Here is a 21,831-nt window from a genome sequence, read left to right as displayed (position 1 = left end):
AATGACTGCTGAGTCGTGGACCGTGATCGGCACCGCCATCGTGATGCTTGCGATCCTGGTGCCCGTACAAGTGCGTATCATGCAGGATGTTGCGGGGTTGCGGGAGCGAATGGCCCGGCTGGAAGGACTGTTCGAAGGGTTCACGAAACAGCAGACGATACCATGATCGGGTCCGAGATGGCCGAAGCCGGCCGTGCCTGACCGCAGAGCGGGAAACGGCGCCGCGCTTACGGCTGAAGGCGAGTGACCTTCCAGTCCCCACCGGCTTCGCGGCTGCCGTCGTGCGGGGTGTATTCGAGACGGTCGTGCAGCCGGTTGGCGCGGCCCTGCCAGAACTCGAAGCGATCCGGAACCAGGAGGTATCCGCCCCAAAAGTCGGGGAGCGGCACGTCCTTCCCCTTGAAACGGGACTCCGCCTCCGCCACCTGAGCTTCGAGCGCCGCGCGGTCGGCGATCGGCCGGCTCTGCGCCGACGCCCACGCGCCTATCCGGCTCCCGCGATCGCGCGTCGCGAAGTACGCCGCCGAGTCTTCCGCCGAGATGCGCTCGACGCGGCCCACGACGCGTACCTGCCGCTCGAGCACCGACCAGTGGAAGCAGAGCGCGGCGTGAGGATTGTCGTCCAGCTCCTCGGATTTCCGGCTGCCGTAGTTGGTGAAGAACCGGAGGCCGTCGGGCGCGATCCCCTTGAGCAGGACCATCCGCACGGAGGGGCGCCCGTCCGGCGTCGCCGTGGCGAGCGCCATCGACTCGGGCAGGAGCAGCCCGGAAGCTTTGGCATCCTCGAACCAGCGGCCGAACAGCGCGTAGGGGTCGTCCGACGCCTGGAGCGCCGGCAGGCCGTGCGTGACGCCCCTCGCGAGCGTGCGGATCGCTCTCAGGTGTGCGCGCAACTCGTCGAATTTGCTCACTCGGCCGGCCTCGGTCCGGGGAAGTCGGGTGCCCACAGTGTCCGTGGAGCGCCGCGAACGGTCAACCCGGATCGCGGATCGCGACGGGCGCGTACGACTCCGGGGCCCGCGACGTCAGGTGAAGCGCGCGGGGTCGAAGGGCGTGAGGTCGATCTCCGACCGGCCGTCCAGCACGAGTTGTGCGAGCGCGTGGCCGGTCGAGGGGGCGAGCGTGACGCCCAGCATCTGGTGTCCCGTGGCCACATACACGTTCGGGAGGCCGGGGAGTCGGCCGATCGCGGGGAGGCCGTCCGGCGTCACGGGCCGCATGCCGACCCAGTCGACGCGTTCGGAACCGTCTAGCGCGCCGGGCAGATAGCGGCATGCGGCGCGCTCGAGGATCGCGATCCTGCGCGGGTCCAGGCGCTGGTTGATGCCCGAGAATTCCATCGTTCCGATCACGCGCACGGCCCCGCGGAACGGGGTGAAGCCGATCCTCGCCGGAGTCACGTGCAGGGGCTGTGAGAGCCGGACCTGCGCGTTCCTGACGGTGATGCTGTAACCCTTCCCGGCCTGCACGGGAAGCTTCCGCCCCAGGGTTGCCGCGAGGGCGGCCGTCTCGGCCCCCGCAGCAAGCACGAAGAGATCCGCGCCCAGTCCCGCCGGTTCCCCGTTGGCTACGTTGCCGCTTCCCGCGGTCGAGGTGAGCGCCAACCGGACGCCGCCGGCTTCGGGCGTGAAGCCGACGACACGCTCTCCCGCCCTGATTTCGACGCCACGTGCCTCCAGACTCGCGGCAAGCGCGGCGCAAAGGGACTCGGGGCGCACATGCGTGTCCCCGCGCATCCGCAGGCCGATCAGACCGCCCGCCAGATCCGGCTCCGCCTCCCCGAGAGCCTCGCGGTCGAGCACCTCGACGGGCCCGACCCGCTCCTCGCCCAATCGAGCCAGCAGCGCGGCGGTCTGTCGGAGTTCGCTCTCGTCGTCGTAGGCGAGGATCGTCCCGGTCGACGCGCGCTCGAACTCCATGCCATCCTCGGTGAGTCCGCGGTACAGCCGATCCGTGGCGGCGTTCAGCGCCGCGAGCGCCGCCACGCCCGCCGCGTAGCTCTCCGCGTTGCAATACCCGCGGAAGGCCCACAGCCAGCCCATGAGCCGGGGCATGGCCGACGGCTTGATGTAGAGGGGGCTGTCGGCGCGGAGCATCCAGCGCAGCGAGGTCAGCGTGAGGCCCGGCGCGGGCAGCGGCCGGGAGATCGACGGACACACCCAGCCGCCGTTGCCCTTGGAGCACCCGCCGCCCACCAGCTCTCGTTCGAGGAGGACGACTTCGGCCCCGCCGCGCTCCAGGTAGTGTGCAACGCACAGGCCGATGACGCCGCCGCCGATGACCGCGACTCTCACGCAGGTGCCGCCGGTTGTCGGGCATCCGCGGAGCACGGCCGCCGGGGCCGCATGTCGATCACCCCCCCGCGACGGTCCATCTCGAAGTCGCAGCACTCCAGGAGCCGCCGCTTCAGCATCGCGCGCGCCCGCTGTACCCGCGACCTCATGCCCGACTTGCTGAGTCCGAGCCGGTTGGCCGCCTCTGCCTGCGTGAGTCCTCCGAAAGTGGTGAGAATCAGCGCCTCCGAGTACTTCTGCGGCAGTTCGCGGGCGAACGGAAGCAGACACGCTTCCAGGTCTCGCCGCACGGCTTCGTGGTCCTCGGTGTCCGAGCTCAGCTCACGCCCTCCGGCCTCCCGGCCCGCCCGGGTCAGCGCCCGCGATTCGACGGCGCGGCGCCGGTAGTGATCGGTGATGACGTTCGTGGCTACGCGATATGCCCAGGCGAGCGGATCCCGTGCTCGCGCAAGATCACCTTGGCGCACGAGCAGGCGAACGAGGATGTCGCCCGTGACATCATCCGCCCAGGCAGGGTCCACGCGCCCGGCGACGTAGCGCCCCAGGCGACTGCGAAAGTCGGACCACGCCGGCAAGGCGTGCGCGGCGCCCGACTCAACCGGCACAGCAGGCGGCGGTCTCGGTCTCGGCTTCGCACTCGCCGTCAGGCCGGCATGACATGGCCGGTGCCTCCTCATCCGGCGCGTCGTCCGTGACCACGTACCACTCCCAGCGGAGGCCCTGCGGCTCGTCGGACCACACCTTCGTCTGGGCCGCGTGACAGCACACGGTCTCTTCCTCCACCGCCGTCAGTATCTCGGCCGCCTCCAGCCTCGCTCCGGCCCGGCGCACCGACGCATCATCGAATACCTCGACGCCCAGATGGTTGATGCGCTCCGACGCGTCCGGGTTCTCGAACAGCACGAGTTTCAGGGGCGGTTCGTCGATGGCGAAGTTGGCGTAGCCGGGACGGCGCTTGTGCGGGGTCGCGCCGAAGAACTTGGCGTAGTAGTCCACCGCCTCGTCGATGTCCCTCACGTTCAGGGCGAGTTGTAGTCGCATGGATCGCTTCTCCCCGGTTTCGTGGCTCGTCGTCGTCCTCAACTTCTTCTTCTCATCCCGTTAGACGAACGAAACGGCGAAAGGACGCAACGAGTCGAAGTCTCGCTCCCACCCGCTGCCGCCGCCAGCCGATGTCGCCGACCGCGCACCGTTGCCGGCACGGACCTCGGCGGCCCACGTTCCGTACTCAGTCGAGACCGTTCGCCGCGACGGTCCCTCGTGTGAATTCGCGACCAGGAAGAAGCATGCGTACTCCACGAACTCCGTTTGCCCTCGCATGGCTCGCCGGAACGCTCGTCACGCCGCTGGCGGGGCAGGATCCCGCCGTGGATGCGGCGGTCGACCGCGTGATCGACCGGATCGTCGACATGCGCCACCGGATCCACCAGTTCCCCGAACTCGGCAACCGCGAGTTCGAGACCGCCGCGATGGTGGCGGCGCACCTGCGGGAACTGGGTTTCGACGAGGTCACCGAGGGCGTTGCGCACACCGGCGTGATCGGGATTCTCAAGGGCGGCCTGCCCGGCGACGTCGTCGCGGTGCGGGCGGACATGGACGCGCTCCCCGTCACCGAGAACACGGGTTATTCCTTCGCCTCCACGGTCCGCACGGAGTACGGGGGACAGCAAGTCGGCGTGTCGCACGCGTGCGGCCACGACGTGCACACCGCCGTGCAACTCGGCGTGGCCTCGGTCCTCGCCTCGATGCGCGACCAGATCCCCGGCACGATCAAGTTCATCTTCCAGCCGGCAGAGGAAGGACCGCCCCCGGGCGAGGAGGGCGGCGCGGATCTCATGGTCCGCGAGGGCGCGCTGGAGGGCGTCGTCCCCTCCGCCATTTTCGGGCTCCATACCTTCTCCTCGATGGACGTCGGGACGCTCGGCTACACGCCCGGCCCCGCCTTCGCGGCCGTCGACCACTTCAAGATCCGGATCATCGGACAACAGGCGCACGGCGCGCAGCCGCACAGCGGCATCGACCCGGTCGTGATGGCGTCGCAGGCGGTGACCGCCTTCCAGACCATCCGCTCGCGCAACCTGTCGCCGCTCGAACCCAGCGTGATCACGGTCGGCGTGATGAGGGGCGGCGAGCGCTTCAACATCATCCCGCAGGAGATGTGGCTCGAAGGCACGGTTCGCACGTACAACGCAGATGTCCGGGACGCCGTCGAACGGCGGATGGATGAGATCCTCGAGGGCATCACCCGCGCGGGAGGCGGCAGCTACGTGCTCGACTACGACCGCGGCACGCCGGCCACGATCAACGACCGCGCCCTCACCGCCGAGATGGCGCCGACGCTGGCGAAGATCGTGGGCGAGGAGAACGTGTACGTCATCGACCCCACGATGGGCGGCGAGGACTTCGCCTACTTCGCGAACGAGGTGCCGGGCTTCTACTACCGGCTGGGCTCGGTAAACCCCGAACTCGGCTCGGGCGGCCATCACACGCCCGACTTCCGCGCCGACGACGCCTCGATTCCGATCGGGATGCGCGCGATGTCGAACCTGCTCCTCGACTACCTGAAGTCGCGCCGCCCCTCGACGGACTGACTGCAGGAACGCCCGGCATACGGCCGCCGTCCGGGACGGCTACGGTTCGACGGTCACGTCCTGCCAGACGATCCGGGCATCCTGCTCGAACTCCACGACGCCGCTGTCATCCGGCGTTCGCAACTGGATCGTCTCTCCGAGCGTGACGCGGCAGATCGCGAAGTGGCCCTGCCCGTCCGACACGGCCGACTCCGAGATGGCCCGCGCCACGCCCCGGCGCACGCGCACGCTCCAGAGGGCTTCGATCGGAATTCCGGGGATGGGGCGTCCCGTCGTCGCGTCGCGCGCGACCCCGACCACGGCGCCCTCCCCCTCCGCAGGGGACGCCTCGCGACAGATTCGTGCGTAGAGCGTCTCCGCGGACGGGGTCCAGATCTCCGTCTCACTCGGAAACAGTTCTTCGACGACTACGCGAGTCTCGTTCGGCCGGAAGCCCGCCGTCCTGAGTTTCGAATGATCCACACTCAGGGCGTAGACCCCATCGGGCAGTCCCCCCACGAGGAATCGACCGTCCCGGTCGGTGGTCGCGCTGAACGGAGTCTCCGCGGGGTCGGGCGGAGGCACGAACGCGGCCGCGTCCTCCCATGGCCGGAGGATGACCTGTGCCCCGGCAAGAGGCTCGCGACTCACGCTGTCCCGCACGATCCCGAGCGCCACGGCGTGGCCCATCTCCCACGCAGCGTCGCGCCCCGAGGCCCGCTTCACAGAGCCACCGCCCTGGAGATAGCCGGTGAACGATCCGTCTTCGAAGAACGGGAACCGGATCCACCAGTTTCTTACGTAGAAGGGACCGTCCGGGAGTCGATCGAAGACGATCTCGGCGCCGATCAGCCGACGGTCTACGCGGCGGGGCAATGACAGATTGCGATAGGACAACTCAGCGCGGTCCAGGTGCGCGTTTTTCTCGTCGAGCCACAGCGTGCCTTCGATCTGGGGGATCCTCCGACGCTCGCGCGGCCGGAAGGTGATGCCGAGTTTCGGCGCGCCGCCGACGGTCGCCCGCGTCAGGCCGAAACAGTGCCCCGTCCGGAACTCCCGGGAGAGCAGCACATTCGCGTCAGGCGCACGGTATTCCGACGCCTCCTCCGTCACGACGACGAAGCCGGACCGCGTGAGTTCGGCGACCGGGACGCTCCTGAACGGTGGAAGCGGCTGGCGAAGGTACGTTCGGCTCGTCGCCTCGCGGACCGTCAGCATACGAGGTTCGAGGATGCGCTCCCAGCGGGTGAAGTTGAACCTCAGATCACCCCGTTCCTCGGCCCACACGGCGGTGGCCAGCGCCTTGCGCAGCTCTTCCCAGACCGTGGCCAGGGCGGGGCCCTGGGATGGATCGTCGAAGCAGGAACCGGTCACGTCCACGCGGAGGTCGCGAAGCCGGACGGGGCGAGGCGGGACCTCGACGGTCACCGACAGGACGTGGCCCGCCGACAGCTCGTACGGTTCCGTGGTCCAGGTGGCGTAGCCGATGCGCTCTATGCGAAGCCGATACTGTCCGGGGACAGGCGCCGTCAGGCCAAAAGTCCCGCCTGGCGCGGTGAAATCCGCCCGCACGGCCTCGCCCGACTTTTCCAGCAGACTGATGAAGGCGCCGGGGATGAGAGGCCCTCCATCCGTCTCCCGGACCGTTCCGCTGATCGTCTGGCCAGTCGCGGGTGAAGCGGCCCCCGCCAGCGCCGCGAATGCGAGCAGAGCCCGGACCAACGGTCCGGCCCTCGTCGCACGCTTCGATGTTCCGGGATCGAGTCGCATATGCGATGGGGGCTAAGATCCGGTGAAGATGTCCCGCCAGGCGATGCGCGCGACCAGTTCGAGTTCGCTGCCTTCATCCTCTCCCCGCGGCCGCACGACGACGAGTTCGCCGAGGGGGACGCCGCAGATCGCGAATCTGCCTCGCTCGTCGGACATCCCGCCGGCGTATTCCGATTGTTCGGACACGAAGGCGCTCCGCGTCGTGCCCTGAAGCCGGCGCACGCGCCACACGACCTCGACCTCGATGTTCGGCACCGGGAGCCCCGTCTCCGCGTCGCGTGCGAACCCGACCACGGCGCCCGTACTCCCCCGGGGCGAGGAACGGGGACAGACGCGGGCGAAGAGGGCGTCGGCGGACGGCGTCCAAAGCTCGAGGGGCTCGCTCACCCGGTCGTCCACCACGACCCGGGTTTCGTTCATCCGCACGCCGGCGGCACGCAGGCTCGAATGGTCCACGCCGAGCGCGTATGCGCCGTCCGGCAGCCCGCCCACCTCGAACCGGCCGGCCGGATCGGTGACGGCGCTGAACGGGGCGTCGGCCGCATTGGGCCGGGGCACGAACGTCGCCGCGTCATCCCAGTCCCGAATTACGACGTCCGCACCGCCGAGCGGCTCCCCGCTCACGCTGTCTCGCAGGACGCCCGCCACGACGCCCTCACCGACTTCGAATGGGACTCCAGCCACGAAGGCGTCCGCCACGGTGCCGCCGATCTGCTTGTACGCCACCAGCGCGGGCGACAGGGGACCGGAGAGGCCCGTCCGTCCCAGCCGCCGGCGCTGGCCCCCCACCGGGAACCGAACCCACCAGTCGCGGACGTAGAACGGACCGTCCGGGAGCCGGTCGAACGTGAGATCGGCGCCCACCAGCCCACGCCGGGCGCCTCGCGGCAGGGGAACGTTCCGGTACCGGAGCTCCACACGGCGCAATGCGGCGCTCTCCTCGGCGAGCCAGAGGGTCCCTTCGATATCCACGACGTCGCGATCGCTCCGCGGGCGGAACGTGATGCCCAGCATGCTCTCAGCGTCGATCACGTCCCGACGCAGTCCGAAGCAGTGCGTATCCCGGAATTCCCGAGAGAGGAGGACCGTTGCATCCGGTGCGTAGAACGTCGACGTGTCCGGCGTCACGATCGCGTAGCCGGAATCCTCAAGCCGGGAGGCGGGAAGGCTCCGGAAGGGCGGCAGACGCACGTGCCGTCGTATGCGGCTCTCCGACTCGAGGGTGGCCAGACTGCGGGGTTCGAGCGTGCGTTCGTACTCGGTCAACGTGAAGGTCACCTCTCCCCGATCCTCCGCCCACACCGCCGTCTCGAGCGCCTTGCGAGCCTCTTCCCAGACAGTAGCGAGCGCTTCTCCTTCGCTCGGATCGTCGAGGCAGGCCGCGGTGACTTCGACGCGGAGGTCCACGAGCCGCACCGGTCGCGGCGGGACTTCGACAGTGACCGTCAGGTTCTGCCCCGACGTCACGTCGTAGGGTTCGGTGACCCAGTTCGCGTATCCGATGCGCTCCACGCGGATGCGGTACTGCCCGGGGCCGGGCACCGTCAGCGAAAAGAGGCCGTCCGCCGCCGTGAAGTCGGCCTCCACGGCCTCGCCGGCCGCGTCCAGAAGGCTGACGAAACCGCCCGAGATGAGCGGGCCGCCATCGGCTTCGCGTACCGTGCCGTTGATCCGCTGGGCGGCGGCGGGCGAAGCGAACGCCGAGGCGATGAAGGCCATCGCGAGCCATAGCAGCGCGTGGCAACAGCCCCGCTGCGTTCGTAGGAAGCGGATCCTCATGCCAAAATGTCGCGAGGCGCCGCCATCGGCGCCAATCCGGGCCGGCGGAGGCCCGCAGTCAGTCGGCGAGGCGCAGCGCGATCAGCGTGTTCGGCGCCTGGATCACGACGTGCTGCCGTCCCTCGTGCATGTACGTCATCATCCCGTACCGCGGCAGCGCCGGCAGCTCGACCTGCCCGAGCCGCTCGCCCGTCGCCTTGTCCACGGCGAAGAGGTAGGAGGTCCCGTCGCTTCCCTCCCCCGTGTACATGAGCAGGGTGCTCGTGACGATCTGCGCGGCCTGCCGTCCCGTGCCCGTGTTCGGGATGTCCATGCCCTGGAGCGCGTCATGCTCGAGCACGCTGTTCGGCGTGTCTCCCACCGGAATCCACCACAGGTGCTCGCCCGTGTTCATGTCGATCGCCGTGATCCGGCTGTACGGGGGCTTGAAGAGCGGGAGACCCTGCACCCGCCGAACCCCCGCGAACCCGCCGACCGCGAACTCCGTGATCGTCGTCCCCGTCTGCGCGGGCTCCCGCGCGTCGCGCTCCTCACCCGGCACCATGATCCGCGACCCGCACCCCTTCTGCGAAGTCACGTAGAGGATGCCCGTCTCCGGATCCGCCGCCGGCGTCCCGTCGATGTTCGTCCCACCCACGTCTCCCGGACACCACATCGAGGCCAGCTTGCCGAGATCGTTGTCCCGGTGCAGCGGCGGCGTGAACAGCGGCCCGATCACGTAGTCGTCGAGCGCCTCGATCGCGGCTCCCCGCAGTTCCGGCGTGAAGTCGATCAGGTCGTCGTGGGTCAGCCCCTGCATGTCGTACGGCGCCGGCCAGGTCGGGAACGGCTGCGTCGGCGAGAGCGCCTCGCCCGGCATGAGACCCTCCGGCACCGGCCGCTCCTCGATCGGCCAGATCGGCTCGCCCGTCTCCCGGTTGAACGTGTATGCGAAGGCCTGCTTCGTGACCTGCACGACCGCCGGAATGTCCTCGCCATCCACCGTCACGTCCATCAGCACGGGGATCTGAGGCGTGTCGTAATTCCATATGTCGTGATGGACGAGCTGGTAGTGCCAAACCCGTTCTCCCGTCTGCACATCAAGCGCGATCAGGCTCGTGGAGAACAGGTTGTCTCCCGGCCGGAAGCCGCCCCAGAAGTCCATCGTGGCCCCGTTGGTCGGGACGTAGACGATCCCCCGCTCCTCGTCCGCCGAGAGCGGCGCCCACGAGGAGATGTCACCCGTCCATTCCCACGCGTCGTTCTCCCACGTCTCGTGGCCGAACTCGCCCGGTCCGGGGAGGACGTTGAACTTCCACATGAAGTCGCCCGTGCGGGCGTCGTAGCCGAGGATGTCGCCCGGCACGTTCTCGCGCCGCGATTGGTTGTAGCCCTGCTCGGCGGAGTTCCCGACCACGATCACGCCGTTGACGACGATCGGGGGGGACGAACTCGTGATGTAGCCGGTCTCGAGCGGGATGCCGTAGTACGGGTCGAACTCGTGCCCCAGCCCCGCGAGCAGGTCGACGACCCCCGACTCGGGGAAGCCCGGGACGCTGACGGGCCCGCCGAAGCCCTCCACGTGCTCGCCCGTGTCGGCCCACAGCGCGTGCAGGAAGAAGGCGGGACTCACCATGTAGACGACCGCGCGACCATCGATCTCGCCGTACGCGACGCCCTTCCCGTGGTTCTTCCGCATCGAGTATTCCCAACGGAAGGTTTCGGGCTCGACGTACTCCCAGATCTTCTCCCCGGTGCCCGCGTCGATCGCGTACGTGTGCCGCTTCTCGCCCGCCACGGAGATCAGCATCCCGTCCACATGGATCGGCGTGGCGCGCGCGTTCACGGCCGGGTAGTCCGACCCGTCCCAGACCCAGGCGACCTCGAGATCCTCGAAGGTCTCGGGATCGATCTGGTCGAGGGCCGAGTAGCGCTGGCCCATGTCGTTGCCCGCGATGTTCTTCCACTCGGTGTCGGTCGCGTCCCCGGCACCTTCGGCGCAGCCCGCGACGGCGACGCCGAACGAGAGCAGGACGGAGATGCGGCGCCACGTGGACGGCGGCGCCTGGGATGTGGAGCGCGCTCTGCTCATCGAAACCTCTCAATGGGGGCGAGAAAGTCGACCGGGCCGCGTACGGGCGGCCGGACACGGGTCGTGAACCTGAGCCGCACACGATTCAACGGTCAAGCGACGATCCCGCCGGTCGGCGGCCACTGCTCGCGGGCGAGGCTTGCCTCGCGAGCAAAGGCAAACCCTCCCCGGAAACCGAGTCCGGGGAGGGTTTGCGGGACTGCTGGGACCGGTTGAGCCAGGCTAGCCGTCGTCGTGCTCGTGGACGTGCACGTGGAGCGGTGCGGTAACGAAATCCGCGTGCCCCGACCCGACCGCGCCGTGCATCAGGCTGAACGTGATCTCCGTATCGCCCTCCGCATTCCCTCCATGCAGGTGTCCTCCGAACTCGCCGGGGGTGTCCTGCTCGAACTCCGCGACGGATTCGTCCTCGACCTCGACCAGCAGGTAGAAGTCGTCGCCGAGCGTAACCGCCTGCGCGCTGTGGTCTACGAACGTGACGCCGATATGGGCGGTTTCCTCGCCGGGCTCGACCTCGAGTTCTCCCGTCCACTGTCCGGTGTCTCCGTTGTAGGCTGCGATGTTCTGACCGCTCAGCGACAGGATCACGCCCTCGACTTCTTCGGCGTGATCTTCGTCATCGTCGTGATCGTGGGGTTCCGTGGCGCTGTCGCCGCAGGCGGCAAGGACCAGCAGTCCCGCGGTCAGCAGGGCGAATGGCAGTTTCGGCTGGAAATGTCTCATCTTTCTTCACCTCGTTGTGTTGATGTTCCGGTCGCTCCCGTCACGAAGCATCTCCGTATGCGGCTTCGGATGGTTCGCTCTAGAAGACGACGCGATAAGCCACGCTGATGGATCTCCCGGCTTCGGGCATGATCTCCTTCACGCGCGACAAGTGGTTTCTGTACACTGCGTTGCCAAGGTTCTCCCCCCGTACGGTGATCACGTTCAGCCGCCCAAGAGCCGTGATCCGGATGCCGGCGGAGAGATCGAACACTGTATATCCGTCAGTTGCGCTCTCAAAGGGACCCGTCCGGTCCTGGCGAGCCGCAACCCGCGTTTCGGCCTCGATGAACCAGTTGCGAGGCGCGTAGCCGACGGCGAAGCGCCCCTGCAGCGGAGGGATCAGCGGAAGCGGTTCGTCCGTCTCCACGATCCTGCCCCGGGTGTATGAAGCCACCGCCTCCACGGTCAGATCTCCGACCAGCGCCCACTCGAGCGCGCTCTCGAATCCCGTGAGCACCGCGTCTTCCCCCTGGAACTGGAAGATCGGCAGCCGCACGCGGCTCAGCTCTCCCGTCTCGAGCGGGAAGACGTAGTCCGCGATGGCGTTATGGAACCACGTCACCTCGGCGTTCAGCCGGCTGCTCACAAAACGCATGAACAGGTCGATCCCTGTCCCGCGCTCCGTCTCGAGCGACGGGTTCCCCACCTCGAAGGCGTAGGCCGCCAGATGGGGACCTTCCGAAAAGAGTTCGTTGACGCTGGGGGTGCGAAACGCCCTGGCGACGGTAGCGCCCACCGTGAAGCTCGGTGTGAGCTGCGCCAGGGCACCCAGGGACCCGGATGCCGCACCGAACGATCTCTCGCGGATGTGGCCGATGTCGGATGACGGGTCCTCCCGGTCGGGCCGCACGCGCACCCAGTCGTAGCGTAGGCCCGCTTCCAGGCGTATCGGATTCAGATCGACCTCCTCCAGCGCGAACACGGCGAAGGAGGTCTGCGTCGAGTTCGGCGTGAAGAGAGAGCCTCCGAATCCGAAATCTTCCCAGGAACCCCGCGTTCCCACCCCTCCCGAGGAGAACGGGCCCCAGCCGCTGTGGCGGGCGAGGACCTCGCCGCTCACTGTCTGGCGCTCGAAAAGCGTTCCCAGGATGTCGGGGGGCTCGATCTCCCGGTGCTCGTACCACGTGTGTCCCGCGTCGATCTCGATGCTCTCGAAGAGCTCGGCGGGCCGGAGTACGCTGCGCAGCCTGGTCGCGGTCCGCTCCATCTCGACGCGAACCCCGGCCGCGTGACCCCCGACGAATCCTCCGGGGATGCCGTAGTCGTTGCCGTAGTAGCGGAAGGTCGCGCCGGCATGTCCCCAATCGTCCACCCACGAGGTTCCGCCGGAAATCTCCCGGATGTCCGTACTCGTATTCTGCAGGGGTCCGACCGGGGTCTCCAGGTCGCCGCTGCTGCGACGCGAGAGTTCCAGCCGCACGGGGATATGGTCCGTCACGCCATACGTGAGATTCAGGCTGCCGCTCGCCGCGTTGCTGACGCTCTGTCCCTGGAGGGTGAATGCGCCCGTAAGGTGGCGTGGCACCGACGAGGGCACGTCATCGCGAACCACGTTGATGACGCCCCCCAGCGCGTTGCTTCCGTACAGAATCGCACCCGGTCCGCGGATGACTTCGACGCGGCGCGCCGACGCCGGATCGATCGCCGTGGCGTGGTCGGGGCCGCTCGCAAACTCGTCGCCGACCCGTTCCCCGTCCTCGAGCATCAGGATGCGGTCGCCGCTGAGCCCCCGGATCACCGGGTGCGCAGAGGCCGGCCCCATGGTGCTCACCGCCAGTCCCGGCTCGGAGGACAGCGTTTCCGCCAGGGTCCCGGCCAGGCGACGCTGCAGGTTCTCCCCCGCGAATACGCTGGTCGGGCGCAACACTTCGTTCGCCGCCCGCGCCACCACGGATCCCGTGACGACGAGATCCGGCAGGGGGATGGGATTGGCCTCCATCGCCACCAGCACGATCTCTTCCCCCGACGCATCGACTTCCAGCGAGACTGTCCGGTAACCCAGCCGTTCGACCCGCACCGTGTAAATGCGCGGGCCCGGCACCGGGACATGGAACGTGCCGTCGCCGTGCGAGACCGCCCGGCCACCGGACGCAGCGATGGAGACCCGGGCGCCCGCGAGCGGCTCGTTGGAGTCGGCATCGCGCACGATGCCCTCGATCTCACCCGCGCGCTCCACCTGCGCGGACGAGCCGGCGGCTCCAACAGCCATTGCCAATACGGCCGGGATCAAACCGGCCAGACGCCTTATCACCATGGACAGCCTTCTTCGAGACGCAACAGCGACTGCTCATGCTTGAGAAGCGCGGTGCATCTCGCTGGAAAATGCTTCAGCGGGTAACGGGTGTTCGGGAGACTTGCGATCCGCCTCCCACGGACGATCGGAGGGCTTCCGGGACGACGGCCCGGCAGCGGGTCAGGCTCGAGGAGGGGCTCTGGGACCGCTCCCGCCGGGCGGTGTCGGGCGGCGTTGCCAGACGTTCGCGGTCGGGGTGTCGGGGCTGGTCTCGAATACCACCGACAGCTCGATCGGAATCAAGGGAGGGAACCCCGGCGTCACGGTACGAGCCAACTGGCACAGCAGGTGGCTGTGCCCGGAGTCGCGCTCGCTGTGCTCCCCTTCAACGTGCACGTCGGCGCTCGGCGCTTCGGCTTCGAGCACCGCATCCACCGCTGGCAGAATGGCGAACACCAAGGCCTGAAGGAGGACGATGGCCTGGACGCCGAGCCGGCGAAGATCCCGCGGCTGTTGAGGGGAGATACGCTTCACAGCTATGCCGCCAGAGTATTCCGGGTGCCGCCAGAGGGCACTCCGGATCAAGTGCAGGCAAGCTGCGTTCGGTGGCGGAACGAGTCAAGTTGGCGGCCCCTCCGTACCGGGCAGTTGCCGCGGATCGCGGAACGGGTAGCATCCTGAAGGTGTACCCGGGATTTTCAATGCCTCGGGGGGCGAGCGTCGGCTGCGCCGTCGTTCGACCTCGGACGACTCAGCGCACCAGGATCGGGACGAAGTCGATGGGCCGATGGATTCGAAGAGGGGCAGCCGTCGTGGCGGCCGCCGCGTTCTCGACGGCGGGCATCTTCGTCGGCGCCCACCTCGCCCTCGAGGCGTCGTCTCCGAAGAAGGACGCGACGGTGACGGCCAGCCCCGGGTCGGTCACGCTGTGGTTCACGGAGGCCCCGCAGATGGCCGGGACATCCGTTCGGCTCCTGCCGAGGGGGGGCGAACCCCTCGACCTCGAGCCGGCGACCGCCGATGAGGACGACCCGAGCGTCGTCGTGCTGGATGTGAGCGAGACGCTCGCGGACGGCGACTACGAGGTCATGTGGCGAGCCATGTCGCAGGACGGCCACACGATTCGCGGCGACTTCGGCTTCACGGTGCAAACCGCCCGCTGAATCCCGGCCGGATCCCGGCCCCGGCCGGCTGGCGACGCTAGAGTTCCGCGAGCGCCTCGGCGTTGAAGCCGACCAGGAGCGTGGCTCCCGCCAGCACGATCGGCGCGCGGTACTTCCCCGTGCGCCCCTTGAGCGCGTCGAGTTCGGTCTCGGCCGGCTTCAGGTCGCGCCGGCTCCTTCCCTTCGCGATGACCACGCGCTCGACGGCCGCCAGCAGCGCCCGCACGTCGTCATCCGTGAGCGGCGACTTCGTGGTGGATCGTTCCTCCGCGATCGTCGCGCCGGTCTCGTCGAACACCGCACGGGTGCGTTTGCAGCTCGTTCAGCCGGGGCGCTGATAGAAGAGCGTGACCTCGGTCATCTCGATCTCCTCAGTCTTCGGCGGGGGAGGCCAGGTATCGCTCCCTGAGCACGTCCCGGTGGTGAAGCTCGTGGCCGGCGATGATATGGATGAGCGCCCGCACCGTGCACTCGGCGCCGCTCGCGACTCCCCGGCGCGAGAGCGCGTCTTCGTCGAGCGAGGCGAAGAAGGCCGCGTTCGCGGTGCGCAGCGCACGGAATTCATGCAGGAGTTCCCGGATGGGGCGATCGGCCGCGTTGGAGGCCGCGGCCCATTCAACCTGATCCATCCCCGGCAGCTCGGCCGAATCCGCGCGGGCGATGTGGAGCGCGCGGTAGGAGAAGATCCGCTCGGTGTCGATCACATGACCCAGCACCTCGCGGCACGTCCACTTCCCCGGCTCGTACGCGAAGTGCTCGCGTTCGCCGGGGAGGCCGGAGAGAAGCGCGTCGAGTTCGTCGGGCGCCTCGCCGAGGACAGCGACCAGAGGCCGGTCGTCCGGTACGCGGTCGATGTAGGTGGAGTAGTACTCGCCGTGTTCGTCGGGTCCAGGTCGTTTCATGGCCGGCAAGCTATCGACCTCGCCGTCCCGGCGACATCTTGTCCGCATGAACCACCGCTCAATTCCCATCGCGACAGTCGTCTGTGCCCTGCTCGGAACGGCTTCGGCCGCCGTCGCGCAGGGGGCTCCGGGGGCGTGCGTCGCCCCGGGATCCTCGCTGCGCCTCGACCATGTGCCCATCGCCGTCGGCGACCTTGGGGCCCTCTCGCAGCGACTCACCGACGAGTTCGGGTTCCGCATCCGGAGTCCCGAGCCGGACGAAAACGGTCTCGCGACGGCATCGATTCCGTTCGGCGACGGGACCCGGCTCGCACTGAGAACGATGCAGCCCGCCTCTGCCCTCGGCCCCGATGCGCCGGGCGCCGTGGAGGCGCAGCGTTACGCGGACCTCATCGCCGATGGCGGAGGCGGGGCGTACCTCGCATTCTCCGGTCCGGCACCGGCGGGCGTCCTGGAGATCGCGGGCGAACTTGAACCGGAGTTGGCCGCGGTCTCCGCCGGAGCGGGTGGCCGGGTCGCCTTCCCCCGAGGCCACCCGCTGCACCCCGTGTTCTTCGTGACCTCCGATCGCGAGAGCGTGACGTCGGCGGACGCGGCGCCGCACCCGAACGGCGCCCGCGGACTCGAGGCGGTGTGGGTGATGGTGGAAGACCCGGAGCGCCTCACGCGGTTCCTGCTCGCCTTCGGGGCCCGCGACTGCGGCCCGTCGCGGCACCCCGAACACCTGTACGGGCGCGCCCTCGGGATCCGCGGCGGGACCGTCTACATCGTGGATGCGCGCCTCTGGATGGCCGATCCGGAGTCCGCCCCGGTCGTGTCGCTCACCGTGCGCGGCGCGCCCGAGTCCGTCTCCGACAACATCGTACTCGGCAACGCCGGCGGTCTCTGGATCGAACTGCGGCCCTCCGACGCCGGCTCCGATCCGCTCAATCCGGCCGGCCCGGCCAGCCCGGCCGACCCCGAGGAGAACGGATGACGATCCACACGCTCGACGCGCGGACTTCCATCGTCGACCTGAAGTTCCAGGGTTTCGATCTCGCCATTGGGACCGGAGTCCTGGAAACCGGGGATGGAGTCGCCCTCGTCGACCCCGGGCCCACGACCTGCCTCCCGGCGCTGGAGGCCGGGCTCGGGGAAGCCGGGTTCGGCCTCGCCGACGTGCACGCGGTTCTGCTCACGCACATCCACCTCGACCACGCCACGGCTGCCGGGACGATCGTGAGCCGGGTGCCCGAGGCACGGGTATACGTTCACCCCGTGGGGGCGATCCACATGATCCGGCCCGAGCGTCTTCTCGCTTCCGCCGGCCGCATCTACGGCGATCGGATGGAGACGCTGTGGGGAGAGTTCCTTCCGGTTCCCGCGGAGTCCGTCACCGAAGTGGACGAGGGGGATGCCCTGCAACTCGGCAACCGTGCGCTGCGCATCGCCTACACGCCCGGCCATGCGAAGCACCACGTCGCCTATTTCGAGGAGGACGGGGGGACGGCGTGGGTGGGCGATGTGGGCGGCATCCGCATCCCGCCGGGCGGCGTGATCCCGGTCACGCCGGTACCCGACATCGACGTCGAAGGCTGGAACGCGAGCATGGAGCGGGTCATGGCGTGGGATCCCGACCGCATCATCCCGACCCACTTCGGAGCCGTCGAGGACCCGGCCGCCCACTTCGCCGAACTCTGCGACGAACTCGCGCGCTGGGCCCGCACCGTGCGCGAATCGCTGGGGAACGAGGACCCGGCGGACCCGGATACGTCCGCCGACCCCGCCCGGGCCCGAGCCTTCGCGGCGTGGGTCGAGGAAGACCTGCGCCGGCGCATGCCGGCGGAGCCCGTGGACACCTACATCAACGCTTTCGGCGCCGGCGACTCGTGGTGGGGCCTCGCCCGCTACTGGCGCAAGCGAGCCGCGGCCGCATGACGCTGAAGGCGCCCGCCGCGGGGTTCGCGAGCCTTCTCGTTCCCGGTCTCGGCCAGCTCGCCCAGCGCCGGGTCCGCGCCGCCGGCGTTTCGCTGGCCAACGCCGCCCTGCTGGTGTATGCGGTTACCCATTGGCTCGCGGATGGCGAGCCTCTCGACCTCATGTGCTTCATCGTCTGCGCGGCCGTCCACGTATTCCAGGCACTCGAAGCCGTGGAGTACGGGCAGCGGTAGCGGGCCTTCCCGGGTTTGCCGTCAGCTGGCGGCAGGGCGCACCACGATGGTGATCTCCTCGTCGGCGAACAGGCCGCCGTCGTCGGCGCGGCCGCGGAGGATGTAGGTGCCGGGCTGAGGGAAGGTCGCCGTCACGGTCCAGCGGCCGTCTTCCGGCAGGTCCGGGGGGCGCCAGAGCGGCGCCCACGGCGAGTTCGCGCCCGTGCGCGTGTCCTCCCACACCTTCACCTGCGGCGGATCGAACGTCACCTCGCCCTCGCCGCGATAGACGAACCACGACATGAAGAGGCCGTTCACCTTCTGCACCGTCACGCGCGACGGGGGCCGGAGCTGGCGGCCGCTGAAGCTGGGGAAGGCGTTCGCGATCGAGTCGACCCGCGCGGAGTCCTCCGCCGTCTCGGGCGGATCCGGCGGCCCCTGGCGGAACGCCCGCAGCAGGCCGTCGTCCTCCACGATGACGCTCACCGTCACCGGCTGGCCGACGATCGCCTCACGCGTGCGCTCCCCCTCGAGCGTGATCGTCGGGGGCTCGTTGGACCGCATCTCGGCGTTGCTGGAACCCGCGCCGAGCGCGCCGGTCTCCGACATGATCACGGTGTTGTCCACGATATAGTCGGGGCGCAGCGTAGCGTACGCCTTCTCGGTGACCCCGTGGCTTGTGAGCGTCCACACGAGTTCCCTGTCGCCCCAGTCGGCGGGCACGCGAACCTTGAACACGAAGCGGTTGCGGCGCGGGAGGAAGTGGGTCGGCTGCCCACGGTCGGCGGGGCCCGGCGAGAACATGTTGTCCTCGCCCACGGGAACGTCGATCTCCTCGCCCCAGTTCCGGTTCATGTAGCCGAAGAGGAAGTTGAACGACCCGTCCTCGTTCTGCTCCCATCCCTCGTACGCCGGCGCCACGTTCTGCCCCCGGGCATAGGTCTGGGCGGCAGAGTCGGCGGGAAGCGCGGACGCGGCGAGGATCAGCCCCAGAAGCGGCGCGGCCAGCGCCCCGGGCCGCGCGACCCGGGGCATCGAAACCGGTTCGGCCACGATCACCGTTCCCGGCGGTCGCCGGGGTCGCGGCTGTTCCCGGACCCCGATTCGCCTTCGCCGGAAGACTCGGCCTCGGTGGCGGCATCGGACTGCCACCACTCGGCGTCGGCGAAATAGCTCATGTCGCCGTTGGCGGGGATGACCATGCACAGCGGGCAGCCGACGACGTGGTCGTTAGGACCGAGCGCGAGCCGGTGCCGGCGCATCGCCATCTCCTCCACGAACTGTTCGTCCGACATCTCCACGCGCATGCCGAGGTCGATGAACATGTTCGCGACCGAACGGTTCCCCGAACCCTGCCAGTTGCGCGTGTCCGGGACGTTCCGGTTCGCCTCGGAGGTGTCCATGTAGCCGATGATGTGGAGGACGGTCCCCTTCGGCAGGAGCGGCTGGTGGTCCTGCGCGTAGGTGTAGCCGCGCACCCAGTTGTGATCGTAGCCGACGCAGTTCAGCGTCTCGACGTTGAAGCCCCAGATCGCCTCCAGGCACATGCGCATGCCGGGGGCGTGAAGGTGCGGCTCGAAGGTGACGATCTTGGTGTGCTGGTTCAGCACCTTGTAGGCGTGAAGCTCCTGCCCGGCCACGCCGGGCCGGATGTCGATGTCGCTCCCGTTGCCGAGCCCGAGGATGGTTCGCCTGTACTTCGGCTCGTAGTCCTTCGGGTGGAAGCGGAACCCGATCTCCAGGTGGGCGCGCGTGTCGCGGCCGTTGGAATGGAGGTGGACGGAGTTCGACACTACCGAGGAGCCCGCCCGCAGAAGCCGGCCCGCTTCCTCGTCGAAGAGGTCGGGTTCGCGGCCGACCTCGTGTACCGGCCAGCCCGTGTCCGTAGAAGCGCGCCGCGAGCCCGGCCCCGTCTCCTGGCCCTCGAGGACGCGCGTGCTCCAGATCATGTGGTGAACGACGAAACGTCCACCCACCGTGTGGCGTCCTCCGTGTTCTCCGTCGCGCCGCTGCGGCACATCGTTCACCTCGCGGATCTCGACGGACTTCACGTAGCGGTCCTCGGTGAGACCCGTGGGCACGCTCTCGATGTCCCCCCACCAGTCCGGCGCGTCGCCCTTCACGAGAACCTCGGGGAGTTTGACGATCAGATCCGGCTCGCCCGCGGCCCACACGACATCGTCGTCGAACTCGAGCGGCGGCGGGAGGTCCGCCGGGTCGCCCTCGGGCGTGCCGGCGCGCCGCCAGGCATCGAGCGCCTCGATCTCCCACTCGTCGAGCGACATGTCGTCCTTGAAGTGCTGGATCCCGATGTCCTTCTCCATGTACCACGGCGGCATGGCGCCGGCCCGGTCCCGGATCTGGGTCCGGCGGGCGATCATGCTCGCGTAGGGCTGGACGTCTTCGTACGTGACGAGCGGCATCGGCGCGACACCGTTGTCCCGGTGACAGCGCACGCACGCCCGTTGCAGGATCGGCGCGATGTCGCGGCCGAAGGTGACGTCCACCGCCGCGTCGCCCGTCGAGGCTGCCGCAACATGGCGGGCCGTGGCGGCGGACTCACCGTTCTGCCCCGCGAGACCCGTCGCGGAGAGCAGCAGAAGGGTGAACAGGACGGAAGATCTTCCGGCGAAAGACAGGATCCGCGTATCGGGCGGCATCACATGGCTCCTTGCGGGAGGACGCTCTCAAAAAAAGGGTACGCGACAGGCGAAGGCCGGGTCAATCTCCTCGCTAACGACCACCGCCCTCGGCGCCCGGAGTCGGCGAGCCCGACTCCAGGTGGATGGTCGCCGGCAGCCGCTTCAGGATGATCGTCGGCACGTCGAATTCGTCCGTCTCGACGAAGGCGACGAGGCCGCCGGGCCCGAACGCGTCGGGCATGGGCGTCTCCTCCAGCGACAGGGTGCCCATGTACTCGCCCTCCGGCGAGAGGACATCGATCCAGCCGGCGGCAACCTCCTCCCTCGCCGGGGCTCCCGACGCGAGCGTGGCCTGCGCATCGATCTGCGCCAGCGGATCGCTCCCCCAGCGCTGGACCCAGATCGTCCCCTCCCACGTCGTCCGAAGGTCCCGCACGAGGGGCACTTCCGGCATGAAATCCGCGTTCGCCACCGCGTCGCGCATGCCGGAAAGCACCTCCTCCATCATGGCCGCCACCTGCGCGCGAAAGGCCGGCGGAAGATCGTCCATCGACTGGCCGCTCACCTCTCCCGTAGCCGAGGACTCGAAGGATTCCATCATCCGGGCCCGGGTGCGCTCCCGCAGCGGCTCCGTGACAGGCTCCGGGTGAAGTGGGCGGCCCACGACACGGACCGGAGCACCGGGGGCCGGCTGGATCTTGACCGCGTAGGCCGAGGAATCCGAATACGCCACGCCGCCGCCGGGGAGGACATCGAACACGAGGGAGGGCACGAAGTACGTAAACGCGTCGCCGAGCGCATCGAACATGTCCGACGGATCCGCCTCCTCCATCGTGAACTGCCGCTCCGGCAGCGCCTCCCACCCCTCCGCGAACGTGGCTGCGACCGCCTCGTCCGCCTCGGTGAGCGACACGTGGTAGATGGTGCGGTCACCCGTCTCCACGGACACGTCTCCGCTGCTGAAGCGCGCGTCCGGACGTCGGGTCAGGAAGAGCGTTTCCCCTTGCCGGGCGGAGCGCACGGCCTCCGCCGAAGCGGTCTCGGAGGCGCCCTGGATCGCGAAGCCGATCGCGCGCTCGAACGACCCATCGGGGCCGAACAGGAGGTAGGCGCGATGGCCATTGTCGACGATGACGGCTCCGCCCCCGGGGCGGGCCACCATGTGCCCCACGTCGCGAAGCTCGCCCGGTCCATCGCCCATGCGCCCGAACTCCGCCACCAGGCCTCCCGCCCCGTCCACGACCACGATCCGCGTGGAGGACCCGGCTTCGTCGCGGATGTAGAGCCGGCCGTCCGCATCGAAGTCCATGTTCACGATCTCCGTGAACGCATCCCACCCCTCCGCCGCGATCCCGCCGATCCGGTACACTTCCTCGAAATCGGCCTCGAGCGGACGGTCCTCGCTCGCCGGCGGAACCGACGCACCTCCGGTTCCGCCCCCGCAAGCCGCCAGCAGCGTGACCCACACCGCGCGGCTGAATCTCATCTGGCCTCCTCGGAGTGCGCGCCCGTT

The 21,831-nt window shown here is 68.9% G+C and carries 21 protein-coding genes; 6 read left to right on the top strand and 15 right to left on the bottom strand.

All coding sequences use genetic code 11. From position 1 onward, the window contains the following. The first annotated feature begins 1 nt into the window (after nt 1). Entirely contained in the window at nt 2-166 is a 165-nt protein-coding gene (locus ACQY5G_RS10845) for a hypothetical protein (protein WP_419860248.1), read from the top strand. 61 nt (nt 167-227) lie between these two features. On the opposite strand, the gene pdxH is transcribed toward ACQY5G_RS10845, so the two are convergent. From pdxH to ACQY5G_RS10825, 4 genes are all read right to left on the bottom strand, one after another. Next, on the bottom strand, nt 228-893 hold the full coding sequence (pdxH, locus tag ACQY5G_RS10840) for a pyridoxamine 5'-phosphate oxidase (RefSeq protein ID WP_428278684.1): 666 nt from the start codon (nt 891-893) through the stop codon (nt 228-230). A 132-nt stretch (nt 894-1,025) separates the two neighbouring features. Beyond that, nucleotides 1,026-2,294 (bottom strand): NAD(P)/FAD-dependent oxidoreductase, encoded by a 1,269-nt coding sequence (locus ACQY5G_RS10835; RefSeq protein ID WP_428273873.1) that lies wholly within the window; start codon nt 2,292-2,294, stop codon nt 1,026-1,028. Continuing rightward, on the bottom strand, nt 2,291-2,869 hold the full coding sequence (locus ACQY5G_RS10830; RefSeq protein ID WP_428273871.1) for a sigma-70 family RNA polymerase sigma factor: 579 nt from the start codon (nt 2,867-2,869) through the stop codon (nt 2,291-2,293). The genes ACQY5G_RS10835 and ACQY5G_RS10830 overlap by 4 nt, the downstream gene beginning before the upstream one ends. Before the next feature lie 19 nt (nt 2,870-2,888). Continuing rightward, a complete protein-coding gene (locus ACQY5G_RS10825; protein WP_428273870.1) occupies nt 2,889-3,335 on the bottom strand; it encodes an ArsI/CadI family heavy metal resistance metalloenzyme in 447 nt (148 codons plus the stop codon). Between the two features lie 245 nt (nt 3,336-3,580). On the opposite strand from ACQY5G_RS10825, the gene ACQY5G_RS10820 reads away from it, so the two are divergent. Continuing rightward, complete coding sequence (locus tag ACQY5G_RS10820) at nt 3,581-4,885, top strand: M20 metallopeptidase family protein (protein ID WP_428273868.1); 1,305 nt, start codon at nt 3,581-3,583, stop codon at nt 4,883-4,885. 39 nt (nt 4,886-4,924) lie between these two features. Here ACQY5G_RS10820 and ACQY5G_RS10815 read toward each other — a convergent pair whose 3' ends face one another. The 6 genes from ACQY5G_RS10815 to ACQY5G_RS10790 all read right to left on the bottom strand — a co-directional run bounded on the left by ACQY5G_RS10815 (nt 4,925) and on the right by ACQY5G_RS10790 (nt 14,016). Next, a complete protein-coding gene (locus ACQY5G_RS10815) occupies nt 4,925-6,586 on the bottom strand; it encodes a carboxypeptidase regulatory-like domain-containing protein (protein ID WP_428273866.1) in 1,662 nt (553 codons plus the stop codon). Nucleotides 6,587-6,646: 60 nt separating this feature from the next. Continuing rightward, on the bottom strand, nt 6,647-8,413 hold the full coding sequence (locus ACQY5G_RS10810; protein ID WP_428273864.1) for a carboxypeptidase regulatory-like domain-containing protein: 1,767 nt from the start codon (nt 8,411-8,413) through the stop codon (nt 6,647-6,649). Between the two features lie 58 nt (nt 8,414-8,471). Beyond that, nucleotides 8,472-10,484 carry a hypothetical protein gene (locus tag ACQY5G_RS10805; RefSeq protein WP_428273862.1) on the bottom strand — a complete coding sequence of 671 codons (2,013 nt, stop codon included), beginning with the start codon at nt 10,482-10,484 and terminating at the stop codon, nt 8,472-8,474. Between the two features lie 222 nt (nt 10,485-10,706). Beyond that, nucleotides 10,707-11,207 (bottom strand): hypothetical protein, encoded by a 501-nt coding sequence (locus ACQY5G_RS10800; RefSeq protein WP_428273860.1) that lies wholly within the window; start codon nt 11,205-11,207, stop codon nt 10,707-10,709. Nucleotides 11,208-11,286: 79 nt separating this feature from the next. Next, nucleotides 11,287-13,458, bottom strand: coding sequence for a TonB-dependent receptor (locus ACQY5G_RS10795; protein WP_428273858.1), 2,172 nt, complete (start codon nt 13,456-13,458; stop codon nt 11,287-11,289). A gap of 204 nt (nt 13,459-13,662) precedes the next feature. Next, nucleotides 13,663-14,016 (bottom strand): hypothetical protein, encoded by a 354-nt coding sequence (locus ACQY5G_RS10790; RefSeq protein WP_428273856.1) that lies wholly within the window; start codon nt 14,014-14,016, stop codon nt 13,663-13,665. Nucleotides 14,017-14,261: 245 nt separating this feature from the next. Between ACQY5G_RS10790 and ACQY5G_RS10785 the strand changes: the two genes are divergently transcribed. Continuing rightward, nucleotides 14,262-14,645, top strand: a complete 384-nt coding sequence (locus ACQY5G_RS10785) for a copper resistance CopC family protein (RefSeq protein WP_428273854.1) — start codon at nt 14,262-14,264, stop codon at nt 14,643-14,645. A 37-nt stretch (nt 14,646-14,682) separates the two neighbouring features. Here the strand turns inward: ACQY5G_RS10785 and ACQY5G_RS10780 are convergent, their stop codons facing one another. Further along, entirely contained in the window at nt 14,683-14,943 is a 261-nt protein-coding gene (locus ACQY5G_RS10780; RefSeq protein WP_428273852.1) for a hypothetical protein, read from the bottom strand. A 73-nt stretch (nt 14,944-15,016) separates the two neighbouring features. Then, nucleotides 15,017-15,547 (bottom strand): DinB family protein, encoded by a 531-nt coding sequence (locus ACQY5G_RS10775; RefSeq protein ID WP_428273850.1) that lies wholly within the window; start codon nt 15,545-15,547, stop codon nt 15,017-15,019. Between the two features lie 46 nt (nt 15,548-15,593). Here ACQY5G_RS10775 and ACQY5G_RS10770 point away from each other — a divergent pair, with 46 nt between their 5' ends. Genes ACQY5G_RS10770 through ACQY5G_RS10760 form a run of 3 tightly spaced genes read left to right on the top strand, consistent with a single transcriptional unit; the run spans nt 15,594 to nt 17,697 of the window. After that, nucleotides 15,594-16,523, top strand: coding sequence for a VOC family protein (locus ACQY5G_RS10770; RefSeq protein WP_428273848.1), 930 nt, complete (start codon nt 15,594-15,596; stop codon nt 16,521-16,523). Next, on the top strand, nt 16,520-17,464 hold the full coding sequence (locus ACQY5G_RS10765; RefSeq protein WP_428273846.1) for an MBL fold metallo-hydrolase: 945 nt from the start codon (nt 16,520-16,522) through the stop codon (nt 17,462-17,464). Before ACQY5G_RS10770 ends, ACQY5G_RS10765 begins: the two co-directional genes overlap by 4 nt. Further along, on the top strand, nt 17,461-17,697 hold the full coding sequence (locus ACQY5G_RS10760; RefSeq protein ID WP_428273844.1) for a hypothetical protein: 237 nt from the start codon (nt 17,461-17,463) through the stop codon (nt 17,695-17,697). Before ACQY5G_RS10765 ends, ACQY5G_RS10760 begins: the two co-directional genes overlap by 4 nt. Nucleotides 17,698-17,718: 21 nt before the next feature. Here the strand turns inward: ACQY5G_RS10760 and ACQY5G_RS10755 are convergent, their stop codons facing one another. From ACQY5G_RS10755 to ACQY5G_RS10745, 3 genes are all read right to left on the bottom strand, one after another. Further along, the gene (locus ACQY5G_RS10755) at nt 17,719-18,729 is read right to left on the bottom strand and encodes a hypothetical protein (protein WP_428273843.1); all 1,011 of its coding nucleotides are present in this window, start codon (nt 18,727-18,729) and stop codon (nt 17,719-17,721) included. Nucleotides 18,730-18,731: 2 nt separating this feature from the next. Beyond that, complete coding sequence (locus ACQY5G_RS10750) at nt 18,732-20,336, bottom strand: hypothetical protein (protein ID WP_428273841.1); 1,605 nt, start codon at nt 20,334-20,336, stop codon at nt 18,732-18,734. Between the two features lie 73 nt (nt 20,337-20,409). Continuing rightward, nucleotides 20,410-21,804, bottom strand: a complete 1,395-nt coding sequence (locus ACQY5G_RS10745; protein WP_428273840.1) for a hypothetical protein — start codon at nt 21,802-21,804, stop codon at nt 20,410-20,412. Between the last annotated feature and the right edge of the window lie 27 nt (nt 21,805-21,831).

The organism is Candidatus Palauibacter sp., assembly GCF_965261555.1.
In the GTDB taxonomy this organism is placed as follows: domain Bacteria; phylum Gemmatimonadota; class Gemmatimonadetes; order Palauibacterales; family Palauibacteraceae; genus Palauibacter.
Note: the sequence above shows the minus strand (reverse complement) of the source record. Positions and strands in the feature narration are given on the sequence as shown.

Excerpts from the sequence above, each read along its gene's own strand:
- ACQY5G_RS10845 (WP_419860248.1), top strand. The coding sequence starts at position 2 with ATGACTGCTGAGTCGTGGACCGTGATCGGCACCGCCATCGTGATGCTT.
- ACQY5G_RS10770 (WP_428273848.1), top strand. The coding sequence starts at position 15,594 with ATGAACCACCGCTCAATTCCCATCGCGACAGTCGTCTGTGCCCTGCTC.
- ACQY5G_RS10820 (WP_428273868.1), top strand. The coding sequence starts at position 3,581 with ATGCGTACTCCACGAACTCCGTTTGCCCTCGCATGGCTCGCCGGAACG.
- ACQY5G_RS10765 (WP_428273846.1), top strand. The coding sequence starts at position 16,520 with ATGACGATCCACACGCTCGACGCGCGGACTTCCATCGTCGACCTGAAG.
- ACQY5G_RS10745 (WP_428273840.1), bottom strand. The coding sequence starts at position 21,804 with ATGAGATTCAGCCGCGCGGTGTGGGTCACGCTGCTGGCGGCTTGCGGG.
- ACQY5G_RS10800 (WP_428273860.1), bottom strand. The coding sequence starts at position 11,207 with ATGAGACATTTCCAGCCGAAACTGCCATTCGCCCTGCTGACCGCGGGA.
- ACQY5G_RS10760 (WP_428273844.1), top strand. The coding sequence starts at position 17,461 with ATGACGCTGAAGGCGCCCGCCGCGGGGTTCGCGAGCCTTCTCGTTCCC.
- ACQY5G_RS10805 (WP_428273862.1), bottom strand. The coding sequence starts at position 10,484 with ATGAGCAGAGCGCGCTCCACATCCCAGGCGCCGCCGTCCACGTGGCGC.
- ACQY5G_RS10795 (WP_428273858.1), bottom strand. The coding sequence starts at position 13,458 with ATGGCTGTTGGAGCCGCCGGCTCGTCCGCGCAGGTGGAGCGCGCGGGT.
- ACQY5G_RS10785 (WP_428273854.1), top strand. The coding sequence starts at position 14,262 with ATGGGCCGATGGATTCGAAGAGGGGCAGCCGTCGTGGCGGCCGCCGCG.
- ACQY5G_RS10750 (WP_428273841.1), bottom strand. The coding sequence starts at position 20,336 with ATGCCGCCCGATACGCGGATCCTGTCTTTCGCCGGAAGATCTTCCGTC.
- ACQY5G_RS10775 (WP_428273850.1), bottom strand. The coding sequence starts at position 15,547 with ATGAAACGACCTGGACCCGACGAACACGGCGAGTACTACTCCACCTAC.
- ACQY5G_RS10825 (WP_428273870.1), bottom strand. The coding sequence starts at position 3,335 with ATGCGACTACAACTCGCCCTGAACGTGAGGGACATCGACGAGGCGGTG.
- ACQY5G_RS10810 (WP_428273864.1), bottom strand. The coding sequence starts at position 8,413 with ATGAGGATCCGCTTCCTACGAACGCAGCGGGGCTGTTGCCACGCGCTG.